The sequence below is a fragment of the Variovorax sp. dw_954 genome, from assembly GCF_018449755.1.
Classification (GTDB): Bacteria; Pseudomonadota; Gammaproteobacteria; order Burkholderiales; family Burkholderiaceae_C; genus Variovorax.
The window spans coordinates 198,079-211,517 of the sequence record NZ_JAAVVD010000005.1 but is presented as its reverse complement, the minus strand read 5'-3'; the positions used below and the strand labels follow the sequence as shown (position 1 = coordinate 211,517).

The window sequence follows — 13,439 nt, the reverse complement described above, 5'->3', positions numbered from 1 at the left end:
TTTGCTGGAAAGAGTGCCGATGAATACGATGGAACGCATCCTGCGATTGATGGCCGAACGAAAGGCCTCCGACATCTACCTCTCGGCCAATTCGCCGGCGCTGATCCGGATCAATGGAAACTGCGTTCCCATCAACGGCCAGGTGCTTCCAGCGGCGGCGCCGCTTTCGCTGCTGTCCGAGGTGGTGCATGAAAGCCGCGTGGCCGAGCTGGAACGCACCGGCGAGCTCAACATGGCGATCGCGCTCGAGGGCCTCGGCAACTTCCGCATCAGCGCCATGCGCCAGCGCGGCAGCTACGCGGTGGTGGTGCGCCACATCGCATCGATCATCCCGACCTTCGCCGACCTGAACCTGCCCGACATCCTCAAGACGCTGATCATGGAGAAGCGCGGGCTGATCCTCATGGTCGGCGCCACGGGTGCGGGCAAGTCGACCACGTTGGCGTCGATGCTGGATTACCGCAACGAACATGCAAGCGGCCACATCCTCACGGTGGAGGAACCGATCGAATTCACCTTCACCAACAAGAAGTCGATGGTCAACCAACGCGACGTGGGCAGCGACACGCAATCGCTCCAGGTCGCGCTGAAGAATGCGCTGCGCCAGGCGCCCGACGTGATCCAGATCGGCGAGATCCGCGACCGCGAGACCATGACGGCCGCCATCGCGTACGCGCAATCGGGCCACCTGTGCGTGGCCACGCTGCATGCCAACAACAGCTACCGTGCGCTGAACCGCATCCTGAGCTTCTACCCGGTGGAAGTGCGCGGCACGCTGCTGTCCGACCTGGGCTCGTCGCTGCGCGCCATCGTGGCGCAACGCCTGATGCGCACGCCGGCCGGTGTGCGCGTGCCCGCCGTGGAGGTGATGCTGAATTCGGCCCTGGTGGCCGAGCTCATCGAGAAGGGCGACTTCTCCAGCGTCAAGGAAGCGATGGAACAGTCGATGGCCGAGGGTTCGCAGACCTTCGAGGAAGATATCGCCCGCCTGATTCTCGAAGAGCGCGTCACGCGCGAGGAAGGCATGCTCCAGGCCGACTCGCCGACCAACCTCATGTGGCGCCTGCAAAACCGCAACAACCCGGCCACCAACACCGACGACCGGGCCCTGCTGGACCAGCTCGACGAACCCACCTTCACCGACATCACGCTCGACGTGAAGTTTTGAGTCGGAGGCGGTCCGGCACAGGCAGGTCGGGCAAAATCCGCCACCTCCCTGACGCACCGCCCCACCGATGTCCCGCACGCTGCACCTTGCCGAACAACTGATCTCGCGCCCCTCTGTCACCCCGGACGACGGAGGGTGCCAGCAGATCCTCGGTGAGCGGCTGGCGAAGCTGGGCTTCACGCTGGAGACCATCGAAAGCGGCCCCGCCGACTTCCGCGTGACCAACCTGTGGGCCAGGCGCACCGCCACTACGCCCGGCGCGAAGACCATCGCCTTCGCCGGCCACACGGACGTGGTGCCCACCGGCCCGCTCGAACAGTGGACCAGCCACCCCTTCACCCCGGCGCACCGCGGCGGCCTGCTCTACGGCCGCGGCGCCTGTGACATGAAGACCTCGTTGGCGGCCTTCGTAGTGGCCATCGAGGAGTTCCTGGCCGCCACGCCCGATCCGCATCTCTCGCTGGCCCTGCTGCTCACGAGCGACGAGGAAGGCCCGGGCGTCGACGGCACCGTCATCGTCTGCAACACGCTGGCCGCGCGCGGCGAGGTCGTCGACTACTGCATCGTCGGCGAGCCCACCTCGGTCGAGCGCTGCGGCGACATGATCAAGAACGGCCGGCGCGGCACCATGAGCGGCAAGCTCACCGTCCACGGCGTGCAGGGCCACATCGCCTACCCGCACCTGGCCAAGAACCCGGTGCATGCCTTCGCGCCGGCCTTGGCGGAACTGGTCGCCATCAACGCCACCGGCGGCTGGGACGCCGGCAATGCGCACTTCCAGCCGACCAGCTGGCAGATCAGCAACTTCCACTCGGGCACCGGCGCGAGCAACGTCATTCCGGGTGCTGCGGTGATCGACTTCAACTTCCGCTTCTCGACCGAGTCGACGCCCGAATCGCTGCAGAAGAAAGTGCATGCGGTGCTCGATGCCCACGGGCTCGACTACAAGCTCGACTGGACCGTCGGCGGCCTGCCCTTCCTCACGCAGCCTGCGGAACTGGTGCAGGCGGTGCAGGACGCGATCCGTGACGAGACCGGCATCGTCACCGAACTCTCGACCAGCGGCGGCACCAGCGATGCGCGCTTCATCGCCAAGATCTGCAGGCAGGTGATCGAGTTGGGGCCGGTCAACGCCAGCATCCACAAGATCGACGAGCACATTGCCGTCGACGCGATCGAACCGTTGAAGAACATCTACCGGCGCACGCTGGAGAAGCTCGAACAGGCAGCGCGCGCATGACAACGGTCATCCAATTGATCGAAGCCGGCGCGAAGCAACTCACCGACGCCGGCGTCGCCTTCGGCCACGGCACCACCAACGCATTCGACGAGGCCGCCTGGCTGGTGCTGTGGCAACTGCGCCTGCCCATCGACGATCTCGATTCGGTGGCCGACAAGCCCGTGGCGCCGGCCGACGCCGAACGCGCGGCAGAGCTGGTCAAGACGCGCATCGGTACGCGCAAGCCAGCCGCCTACCTCACCAGGGAGGCCTGGCTGCAGGGCGTGCCCTTCTTCGTCGACGAGCGCGCCATCGTGCCGCGCAGCTTCATCGCCGAGCTGGTGGCAGACGGCACCATCGACTACTGGCTTGACGAGAAGACCCGGCACGTCCTCGACCTCTGCACCGGCAACGGCAGCCTCGCCGTGCTGGCAGCCATGACCTACCCGGAAGTGCACGTGACCGGGGCTGACATATCGACGGAAGCGCTCGAAGTCGCGGCCATCAACGTGACAAGGCACCAGCTCGACACACGCATCACGCTGGTGCAGTCCGATGGCCTGGGCGCCTTGCCCGGCCCGTACGACCTGATCCTCTGCAACCCGCCCTACGTCAATGCCGGCAGCATGGCTGCGCTGCCCGCGGAGTACGAGGCGGAGCCCGAACTGGCGCTGGCCGGCGGCACGGACGGCATGGACTTCATCCGCACGCTGCTCGCCGCCGCGCCCGCGGTGATGAGCGAGGGGGCTGTGTTGGTGCTCGAGATCGGCAACGAGCGCGAGCACTTCGAAGCTGCTTTTCCCACGCTGGAGACCTTGTGGCTGGAGACCTCGGCCGGCGACGACCAGGTCCTGCTGCTCACCCGCGAAGCGCTGGCCGCCTGAACACCCTGAGCGTCCAGTGACCTCCGCCTCCGTCGCCACCGCTGCGTCGCCGCTCCTGTCCGTGCGCGACCTCGCGGTCGAGTTCGACACCCCGCAGGGCGTGTTCAGGGCGGTGGACGGCCTGAGCTTCGACGTGGCGCCGGGCCGCACGCTGGCCATCGTCGGCGAATCGGGGTCGGGCAAGTCCGTGACCTCGATGGCGATCATGCGACTCACCGACTACACGCAGGGCCGCATCGCCCGGGGCCAGGTGCTGTTCCGGCCGCGCAAGGGAGAAATGATCGACCTGTCGAAGGCTTCGGCGCCCACCTTGCTGGACATCCGCGGCAACGAGATCGCGATGATCTTCCAGGAGCCGATGACCTCGCTGAACCCGGTGTTCACGGTCGGAAACCAGATCGCCGAGGCGCTCGTCCTGCACCAGTCGATGAGCGCCGGCGAGGCGCGCCGGCAGGCGCTGGCATTGCTGAAGAAGGTACGGCTGGCCGACGCCGAACGGCTGCTGGACGCCTACCCGCACCAGCTCTCCGGCGGCATGCGCCAGCGCGTGATGATCGCGATGGCGCTGTCGTGCAAGCCCGCGCTGCTGATCGCCGATGAGCCCACCACCGCGCTCGACGTCACGATCCAGGCGCAGATCCTCAACACCATCCGCGGGCTGCAGCGCGACTTCGGCACCGCGGTCATCTTCATCACGCATGACATGGGCGTGGTGGCCGAGATGGCCGACGACGTGGTGGTGATGTGGCGCGGCCGCAAGGTGGAGCAAGGCACGGTCGAGCAAGTCTTCAACGCGCCGGCCCATCCCTACACGCAGACCCTGCTCGCCGCGGTGCCCCGGCTCGGCAGCCTCACCGGACAGCCGCTGCCGCTGCGCACGCCGCTCGAAATCCTCGATGGCGACACGCGCCGCACCATCGGACAGACCACGGTGCAGGACACCGCCCGCTACGCGTCGCCGCTGCTGCAGGTCGACAGCCTCACCACGCGCTTCGACGTGAAGAAGAACCTGCTGGGCCGCGTCACGCATCGGGTGCATGCCGTCGAAAGCGTGAGCCTCGACATCTACCCCGGCGAGACGCTGGCGCTGGTCGGCGAGTCGGGCAGCGGCAAGTCGACCATCGGCAAGACGCTGCAGCAGATGGTCGAGCCCACGAGCGGCACGATCCGCTTCGATGGCCGGGACGTCGCCAGCCTCGACGCGGCCGGACGACGCAAGCTGCGGCAGGACATCCAGTACATCTTCCAGGACCCGTACGCCTCGCTTGATCCACGCAAGCGCGTGGGCTTCAGCATTGCCGAGCCGATCCGCACCCACCACCTGCAGGCCGACGACAAGGCTATCGACAGGCGCGTGGCCGAGTTGCTCGAAAGCGTGGGCCTCAAGCCCGAGCACGCAAGGCGCTTTCCGCACGAGTTCTCGGGCGGGCAGCGCCAGCGCGTGTGCATCGCACGGGCCTTGTCCTGCAACCCCAGGTTGATCATTGCGGATGAATCCGTTTCGGCGCTGGACGTGTCGATCCAGGCGCAGATCATCGACCTGTTGATGTCGCTGCAGGCCGAGCGTGGGCTGTCGTACCTGTTCATCACGCACGACATGGCGGTGGTCGAGAAGATCGCGCATCGCGTGGCCGTGATGTACCTCGGGCAGATCGTCGAGATGGGCACACGGCAAGCCGTGTTCGAGACGCCGCACCATCCGTACACGCGCAAGCTGCTGTCGGCGGTGCCGGTGGCCGAGCCCGGCCGCCACAAGAACACCGCGCTCATCGAAGGCGAGATTCCGAGCCCGATGCGCAAGGTCGGCGACGAGCCCGCCATTCTTCGCCTCATCCAGGTCGCGGCGGGCCACCAGGCCGCCGAGACCGCATTGCCTGTTACCTGAGCCTTCCTTCTTTCCCCCTTGGAGATACCTCGTGCGCACTTTCAGGAAATCCCTTCTCGCCGCCAGCCTCGCGCTTGCCGCGCTCTGCAGCCCGCTGGCCGTGACCAACGCGCAGGCCGCCGGCACGCTGACCGTGGCCTTGCACCAGGATCCGGGCAACTGGGACCCGATCGCGACCTTCCTGGTCGCATGGGGCGCGGTCGGCGGCCAGGTGTTCGACGGGCTCATCATGCGCACGCCCGACATGAAGCTGGTCCCCGGCCTGGCCACCAAGTGGGAGTTCATGGACAAGAACACGAAGATCCGCTTCACGCTGCGGCCCAACGTCAAGTTCCACAACGGCGAGCCCTTCGATGCAGAGGCCGTCAAGTTCACCTTCGACCGCCTGCTCGGCGAGGACGGCAAGAAGGGTCCGCAGCAATCGAACTACACCTCGATCGACAAGGTCGTGGTGGTCAACCCGATGACGGTCGACATGTACCTCAAGTCGCCTGACCCGGTGCTGCTGACCAAGCTGGCCGGCTATGGGGCGATGATCGTCCCGCCGAAGTACGTCAAGGAAAAGGGCAACGAGTTCTTCGGCAACAACCCGGTCGGCACCGGCCCGTTCAAGTTCACCGAATACAAGCCGAAGGTCAGCCTTTCCTTCGCGCGCAATGCCGACTACTGGGGCGGCGCGCCGAAGGTCGATTCGCTGGTCTACCGCTTCATCGCCGAGCCGGCCACGCAGGCCGCCGAGTTGCAGGCCGGCCGCGTCGACGTCGCCAACCAGGTGCCGCTCGCGATGCTGGAGACGCTCAGGAAGGACCCGAAGCTGGCGGTCGTGAGCATGGACGGCCCGGTGGCGCTGGCCCTGCGCTACAACACCCAGCGCGGCATCATGAAGGACCGCGAGGTGCGCCGCGCGCTGATCATGGCGGTGGACCGCGACGCCATCATCAAGACCATCCTGCTCGGCCAGGCCAAGCCGATCGCGAGCTTCCAGGGCGAACTGTCCTTCGGCTACGACGCGGGCCTCAAGCCCCTGCCCTTCAACCCGACGCAAGCCAAGGCGATGCTGGCCAAGGCCGGCGTAAAGCCCGGTGCACAGGTGCAACTCGACTTCCGCGGCCCGGACAGCAACTTCCGCGAGGTTTCGCAGGCGGTCGCGGCCTACCTGCAGGCGGTGGGCGTGCAGGCGGCGCTCAAGCCCTATGAAACCAACGTGCTGCTCAACGACATCATTCCCAACGGCAAGACCGGTGAGATGTGGCAGAACCAGTGGGGCGGCTGGACCTTCGACTACGACAACACGGCCTACGCGATGTACTACACAAAGCAGCGCTGGAACCCGTACGACGACGACGTCAAGCTCAACGCGCTGCTGCACACCCAGCGCAACACCTGGGACCAGGCCGCGCGCAAGCAGACGCTGCAGGAGATCGGCCGCTACGTGGCCGACCAGGCGCTGGAGATGCCGCTCTACAGCCTGAACACCGTCTACGGCATCAACAAGCGCGCGAAGAACCTCGCGCTGCCGGCGGACGGCCGCTTCCGCTTCGTCGAGGCGACGGTGGAATGACCGAATTCGGGAGCGGACAGCCGAATGCAGGAGCGATAGCCGCGACATGACCGGCTTCCTCGTCAAGCGCATCCTCCAGGCCATCTTCGTGGTGCTGGTGGTGACGCTGTTCGTCTCGTATGCGGTGCGGCTGTCGGGCGACCCGGCGATCATGCTGGCCCAGGGCGCGGGCAGCGTGACGGAAGAAGACCTGAAGAACATCCGCATCGGGCTCGGCCTCGACCGGCCCTTTCCGGTGCAGTACGCGGCCTTTCTCAAGGGCTTGCTGGTGGGCGACTTCGGGCGCAGCTTCCTCGGCGGCACGCCGGTGTCGCGCCTCATCGGCGACGCCTTGCCGGCCACGCTGGCGCTGGCGGGGGCGTCGCTGCTGCTGTCCTTGCTGGTCTCGATCCCGCTCGGCATCCAGGCCGCGGTGCACAAGGGCAAGGGCATCGACCAGGCCATACGCATCGGCTCGCTGGTGGGGCTGTCGTTCCCCAACTTCTGGCTCGCGATCATGCTGGTGCTGCTGCTGTCGATCACCTTCCCGCTGCTGCCGCCTTCGGGCTGGGACGGGCCAGCGAGCCTGGTCATGCCGACGCTGACGATGGCGATCATCTTCTCGGCCACCAACGTGCGGCTGGTGCGCACCTCGATGCTGGAAACACTGTCGGCGCAATACATCATGGTCGCGCGGGCCAAGGGGCTGAAGGACCGCGTGGTGCTCTACAAGCATGCGCTGCGCAACTGCGCGATTCCGCTCATCACCTACGTCGGCCTGCAGTTCGGCAAGATGATCGGCGGCCTGGTGGTGGTGGAGAAGGTCTTCAACTGGCCCGGCATGGGCACGCTGGCCTTCGATGCGATCGCGGCGCGCGACTATCCGGTGCTGCAGGGCACGGTCACGGTGCTCGCCTTGATGGTGGTGGGCGCCAACCTGCTGGTGGACCTGGCCTACGGGTTGATCGATCCGCGCATTCGCAATGGCTGAAGCAGGCATGACCCAAGCCTCCTCCGCCGCGGCTGGCGACGTGCCGGCGCGTGTGCGCTGGCGGCACCTGCGCTCGCTCGAGTTCGTCGCCGGCGTGCTGCTGACAGGCACGATGATCCTGCTCGCCGTGCTGTCGCCGTTGCTGTATCCGGACCTCGGCGCGCGCATGGACCTGGCCGCTCGCCTGGTGCCGCCGCTCACGCAGTGGATGCATCCGCTGGGCACCGACCCGCTCGGGCGCGACGTGCTGGAGCGCGTGCTGCTGGGCGGGCGCATCTCGCTGTTCGTGGGCTTCGTGTCGGTGCTCGGCTCGGTGACGGTCGGCGTCATCGTCGGCCTCGTGGCGGGCTACTACCGCGGCGTATGGGACATGTTCCTGATGCGCTGCGTGGACGTGCAGCTCGCCCTGCCCTTCATCCTGATCGCGCTGACCTTCATCTCGATCCTGGGCGGCGGCATCGACAACATCATCCTGTTCATGATCCTGTCGCAGTGGGTGCAGTACGCGCGCGTGGTACGCGGGCTGGTGCTGTCGCTGCGCGAGCGCGAGTTCGTGCAGGCGGCGCGCGCCTTCGGGGTGCGCGACCTGCCGATGGTGCGGCACCACATCGTGCCGAACGTGCTGGGGCCGGTGGTGATCCTGGTCACGGTCAACGTGGCCGAGAACATCCTGCTCGAAAGCAGCCTGACCTTCCTCGGCCTGGGCGTCGACCCGCAAATCCCGACCTGGGGCGGCATGCTGGCCGACGGCCGCAACTACCTGCAGACCGCATGGTGGGTGAGCGTGATTCCGGGCCTGGCCATCATGCTGACCGTGCTCGGGCTGAACCTGCTGGGCGATTGGCTGCGCGACCGGCTCGATCCACTCGGCAAGGCTTGAGGACGCGTCCGGCGCCCTGGACAATCCTGCACGCGCCGTGCGCGCTTCGGAGACCCTCCCATGAAAGTTCTGCTCGACATCGAGTTGCCCCGCACCCTGGACGAGTGGCAGAAGCTGCTGACAAAAGAACCGCGGCCCGGCATGACTGTCGAGGGTTGGTTGTTCGAGGGCCCGCAAGTCCGGCGCGCGGCGGAACAACGCCTTCGCGCGGCCGGCGTGGAGGCGCACCTCCACAGCGCCTACAAGCCGCTGGTGCATCACTTCCTGGAGCGCCTGGCGCATGAAGACCTCGCGCGCGTGACCGTTCACTATCCGGTGCATCCGAACGCGCCGCCACGCCGCTTTGCCCTCGAGGCCTATCCGCTGGTCGACATGCTGGGCGCTGCCGAACTGCAACTCGTGCCCAAGCCCGAGTCCGATGCCTTGCCGGTCTACGAGGTCGAGCTGGCATGGCGGGACGGTCGCCGCCGCACCGACACCGTGCTGGCACCCAACCGCGTTCACGTCGACCACCTCGGCGAAACCTTGCTGTCGCCCACCGCCTGGCTACGCGAACGGCGCGGCGGGACGGTCGTCGCCGACGGCCCGCGCGAGTCCGAGCACGAAGCCGTTTTCCGCCACGCCATGGACTGCCTGCGCAAGCACCACTGGCCCGAAGCCGAGCCCTATTTCGAACGACTCGACATCCGCGTCGACCTGCCCGGCATCGCATCGGCGCCAGCCCGGGAAACCGGCTGGATCGACACCCTCGAGGCGCTGCACGAAGACCTGTACTTCTCGCTGCTCGAAGTGTTTCAGCGGCGCAGCGGCAGGCCGGCCGGCGATCGTCGGCTGCAGCCGGGCCAGATCGTGCCGGACATCCGGGCCAGCGACGGCGCCGTGCGGCTGCGCATCAGCGTGGGGCCGTGGACGCCGCCAGGCGACGAGACGCCCACAGGCGACAACACGCCGCTGGCCAGGGTGAGCGCGCCGCTGGCGCCGGACCGTGCGATGTCAGAACTCGCACACATCGAAGGCCGGCGTTTCGAAGCCCGCAGCGTGCAGGGCCGCTCCGTGGCCGGCGTCTATCACCCCGGCGCCGGGCCCGCGCTCGTCATCAGCGGCGCGCAACATGCCAACGAAACCTCCGGCGTGGTCGGCGCGCTGCGTGCGGCGCACGAACTCGCCCGCCGCCCCGACGCGCACTTCGCCCTGATACCGCTCGAGAACCCCGACGGCTACGCACTGCACCGCGAACTGTGCGCCCATGCGCCGCGCCACATGCACCACGCCGCGCGCTACACCGCCCTCGGCGACGACCTCGAATACCGCGATGAAGCGCCCTACTTCGAGCGCGAAGCGCGGCACCAGGCATTTGCCTTGTCGGGCGCGCAACTGCACGTCAACCTGCACGGCTATCCGGCCCACGAATGGACGCGCCCGTTCTGCGGCTACATCCCGCGCGGCTTCGAGATGTGGACCGTTCCCAAGGGTTTTTTCCTCATCGTGCGCCACCACGCCGGCTGGGCCCCGCAGGCCCGCGCGCTGACCGAGCACGTGTGCCGCCAACTGGCCGAGCGCCGCGACCTCATGGCCTTCAACGCCGCGCAGCGTGCCAGCTACAATGCCCACGCCGGCGAGCTTCCGTTCGAAGTCATCCACGGCACGGCCTGCATGATCAGCGAGGTCAATCGTCCGGGCCCCGCCCTGACCTTGATCACCGAGTTTCCAGACGAAACGATCTACGGCGAACCCTTCATCCTTGCCCACGACACCCAGACCGCGACCGTGCTCGCAGCGGTCGATGCCCTGGGCGCCCTGACATTGCCATGATCACCCTTAAGAACGTCGTCCTGCGCCGCAGCGCCAAAGTGCTGCTCGACGGCGCGACCGTCACCCTCAACCCGTCGGAGAAGGTGGGCCTTGTCGGGCGCAACGGCGCCGGCAAGTCGACCCTGTTCGCGCTGTTCAACGGCACGCTGCATGAAGACGGCGGCGACTTCTCGATCCCGAAGCAATGGCGCATGGCGCAGGTCGCCCAGGACATGCCCGAGACCGAGGAATCGGCCACCGACTTCGTCGTCGGTGGCGACACCCGGCTGGTGGAGCTTCGCGAAGCGCTCACGGCCGCCGAGCGTGCACACGAAGCCGACCCCGACGACCATGACGCCGGCATGGCCCTGGCCCACGCCTACACCGACCTGGCCGACGCCGGCGAGCACGACGCCGTGCCGCGCGCGCAGGCGCTGATCCTCGGCCTCGGCTTCAAGAGCCACGAGCTCGACGGGCCGGTCAACAGCTTCTCCGGCGGCTGGCGCATGCGCCTGCAACTCGCCCGCGCGCTGATGTGCCCGAGCGACCTGCTGCTGCTCGACGAACCGACAAACCATTTGGACCTCGACGCGTTGGTCTGGCTCGAAGCCTGGTTGCAGAAGTACCAAGGCACGATGATCGTCATCAGCCACGACCGCGAGTTCCTCGACGCGGTCACCGACGTCACGCTGCACATCGAACATGCCAAGCTCACGCGCTACGGCGGCAACTACAGCAAGTTCGAAGAAATGCGCGCGCTGCAGATGGAACAGCAGCAGGTCGCCTTCTCCAAGCAGCAGGACAAGATCGCCCACCTGCAGAAGTTCATCGATCGCTTCAAGGCCAAGGCCAGCAAGGCCAAGCAGGCGCAGAGCCGCGTCAAGGCGCTGGACCGCATGGTGAAGGTCGCGCCGCTGCTGGCCGAGGCCGACTTCACCTTCGAGTTCAAGGAACCCGGCAACATCCCGAATCCGATGCTGTCGATCACCCACGCCAACTTCGGCTACAGGAATGTCGACGGGGGCGAGGACGCGGAGCCCAAGACCATCCTGAAGGGTGTGAGCCGCTCGGTGCTCGCAGGCCAGCGCATCGGCATCCTGGGCGCCAACGGCCAGGGCAAGTCGACGCTGGTGAAAACGATTGCGCGCGAGATGGGCGCCCTCGCCGGCGAGATCACCGAAGGCAAGGGCCTGAACATCGGCTATTTCGCGCAGCAGGAACTCGACGTGCTCCGCCCGCAAGACACGCCGCTCGAGCACATGGTGCGCATGGCCCGCGAGCTCGGCTCGTCCGTCAAGGAAGCCACCGGCGAACAGGCGCTGCGCGGCTTCCTCGGCAGCTTCAATTTCAGCGGAGACATGGTCAAGCAACCCGTGGGCACCATGAGCGGCGGCGAGAAGGCGCGCCTGGTGCTGGCGATGATGGTCTGGCAGCGCCCCAACCTGCTGCTGCTCGACGAACCCACCAACCACCTGGACCTGGCCACCCGTGAGGCATTGGCCGTGGCGCTGAACGAATTCGAAGGCACGCTGATGCTGGTGAGCCACGACCGCGCGCTGCTGCGCTCGGTGTGCGACGAGTTCTGGCTGGTCGGCCGCGGGGGCGTGACCGATTTCGATGGCGACCTGGACGACTACCAGCGCTACCTGCTCGACGAGGCCAAGCGCCTGCGCGAGGAGGCCAAGGACGCCATACGTTCCGCAGCGGCCGCGCCCCCCGCCCCGGCGCCTGCGCCCGCCGCCGCACGTCCCGCGGCCAGCGGCAAGGACCAGCGCCAGCAGGACGCGCAATCGCGCCAGCAACTCAGCGAGCAGCAAAAGCCGCTCAAGCGCGAGATCGCGCAGATCGACGCCCGCCTCGCCGCCGCCAGCGCCGACAAGGCCACGCTCGAAGCGCGCCTCGCCGAGCCCTTGCCGCCCGCGGAGATTGCCGATGCCGGCAAGCGCCTGAAGGCGCTCAACGACGAGATCGCCACCCTCGAGGAGCGCTGGCTGACGCTGTCCGACCAACTGGAGTCGGTGGCAGGCTGATACGCTGCGGGCATCATGCCCAGCGCCATCGAACTTGCCCAGGGCGATCCGAAGCTGATCGCCGCCATCCGTCGCAGCCGGAGCGTGTTGCGGCGCAAGGCCCTGCTCGGCGCCGCCGCCAGCGCCGTACCACTTCCGGGCCTGGACTGGGCGACCGATGCGGCGTTGCTGTCCCGCGTGGTGCCCCAGATCAGCGCCGAATTCGGGCTTTCGCTGACCCAACTCGAGAAACTCGGTCCCCAGCGCCGCGAGGGCGTGCAGAAGGCCGCCGCCGCGGTCGGGGCGCTGCTGGTTGGCAAACTGATCACGCGAGAGTTGTTACTGGCCCTTGCCAAGCGTGTCGGCGTGCGGATGACCGCCAGGCAGGCCACCAAGTACGTGCCCCTGGCGGGCCAGGCCGTGTCGGCCCTGCTGGGCTACGCTGTCCTGAGCACCCTGGGCGAACAACACATCAAGGACTGCGTTCGGGTCGCCATCGCGGCGCGCCATCTGCTCCCGCCCCCATCCGATACTGAAACATAGTTGACAAATTACCACAACTAAATTCGAACGTTACTGGCGAGCCCTCAATTTCGCGCGCAGGCTCGGTATAGTCCCCACCAGAAGGTACATATATCGCTCGAACAACGGGTTGAGTACCTTTTTCTTAAATAGGGATGGCGAATTAAAGATACGTAGTTGAACGTGCGCATGCGACACAAGGATGAGGGATGAGCGAGACGGACATTTCGGGCGCAATTGAACGTGTGATGGGACGCGTGGACTACTATCTTCATTGCGAGCTCGATGAGGAGTACGAGCATGATCGCCCCGAAGCGGCACGCCGGCAGCTCGAAGCCGCGCTGCGCGCCGAACTGCTGCGAGCAAGCGCAGTGGGCCTGGTCACCACGTTGACGCAGGCGCCGACGCTGCCCAATATCCATCGGTTCTTCGGCGCCAGCCGGCATCCGGCCTGAGGCTCTGCGCTGCGGCGGTGCCGCGCAAAAGACGCGCGCGCCCAATCAATACAACTGGAATTCCCGGCCCTCGAACTGGCTAGGGGTTTACGTTT

11 protein-coding genes are annotated in these 13,439 nt (G+C 67.0%); all 11 read left to right on the top strand.

The annotated features are described in order from the left end of the window. The first annotated feature begins 19 nt into the window (after window positions 1-19). On the top strand, window positions 20-1,168 hold the full coding sequence (locus tag HB681_RS11010) for a PilT/PilU family type 4a pilus ATPase (RefSeq protein WP_213954844.1): 1,149 nt from the start codon (window positions 20-22) through the stop codon (window positions 1,166-1,168). Between the two features lie 67 nt (window positions 1,169-1,235). Further along, window positions 1,236-2,408 carry a succinyl-diaminopimelate desuccinylase gene (gene dapE, locus HB681_RS11005; protein WP_213954843.1) on the top strand — a complete coding sequence of 391 codons (1,173 nt, stop codon included), beginning with the start codon at window positions 1,236-1,238 and terminating at the stop codon, window positions 2,406-2,408. Further along, window positions 2,405-3,271 (top strand): 50S ribosomal protein L3 N(5)-glutamine methyltransferase, encoded by an 867-nt coding sequence (gene prmB / locus HB681_RS11000; RefSeq protein WP_213954842.1) that lies wholly within the window; start codon window positions 2,405-2,407, stop codon window positions 3,269-3,271. Before dapE ends, prmB begins: the two co-directional genes overlap by 4 nt. Before the next feature lie 16 nt (window positions 3,272-3,287). Further along, the gene (locus HB681_RS10995) at window positions 3,288-5,156 is read left to right on the top strand and encodes an ABC transporter ATP-binding protein (RefSeq protein ID WP_213954841.1); all 1,869 of its coding nucleotides are present in this window, start codon (window positions 3,288-3,290) and stop codon (window positions 5,154-5,156) included. 31 nt (window positions 5,157-5,187) lie between these two features. Further along, window positions 5,188-6,717, top strand: a complete 1,530-nt coding sequence (locus HB681_RS10990) for an ABC transporter substrate-binding protein (RefSeq protein ID WP_213954840.1) — start codon at window positions 5,188-5,190, stop codon at window positions 6,715-6,717. 46 nt (window positions 6,718-6,763) lie between these two features. Beyond that, entirely contained in the window at window positions 6,764-7,687 is a 924-nt protein-coding gene (locus tag HB681_RS10985) for an ABC transporter permease (protein WP_213954839.1), read from the top strand. A gap of 7 nt (window positions 7,688-7,694) precedes the next feature. Further along, window positions 7,695-8,567: an ABC transporter permease gene (locus HB681_RS10980; protein WP_213954838.1), complete on the top strand. Its 873-nt coding sequence runs from the start codon at window positions 7,695-7,697 to the stop codon at window positions 8,565-8,567. 60 nt (window positions 8,568-8,627) lie between these two features. Continuing rightward, window positions 8,628-10,379, top strand: coding sequence for a M14 family zinc carboxypeptidase (locus HB681_RS10975; RefSeq protein WP_213954837.1), 1,752 nt, complete (start codon window positions 8,628-8,630; stop codon window positions 10,377-10,379). Next, complete coding sequence (locus tag HB681_RS10970) at window positions 10,376-12,388, top strand: ATP-binding cassette domain-containing protein (RefSeq protein WP_213954836.1); 2,013 nt, start codon at window positions 10,376-10,378, stop codon at window positions 12,386-12,388. Before HB681_RS10975 ends, HB681_RS10970 begins: the two co-directional genes overlap by 4 nt. A gap of 15 nt (window positions 12,389-12,403) precedes the next feature. Then, a complete protein-coding gene (locus HB681_RS10965) occupies window positions 12,404-12,910 on the top strand; it encodes a hypothetical protein (RefSeq protein ID WP_213954835.1) in 507 nt (168 codons plus the stop codon). Between the two features lie 188 nt (window positions 12,911-13,098). Then, on the top strand, window positions 13,099-13,344 hold the full coding sequence (locus HB681_RS10960; protein ID WP_213954834.1) for a hypothetical protein: 246 nt from the start codon (window positions 13,099-13,101) through the stop codon (window positions 13,342-13,344). The last annotated feature ends 95 nt before the right edge of the window (window positions 13,345-13,439 follow it).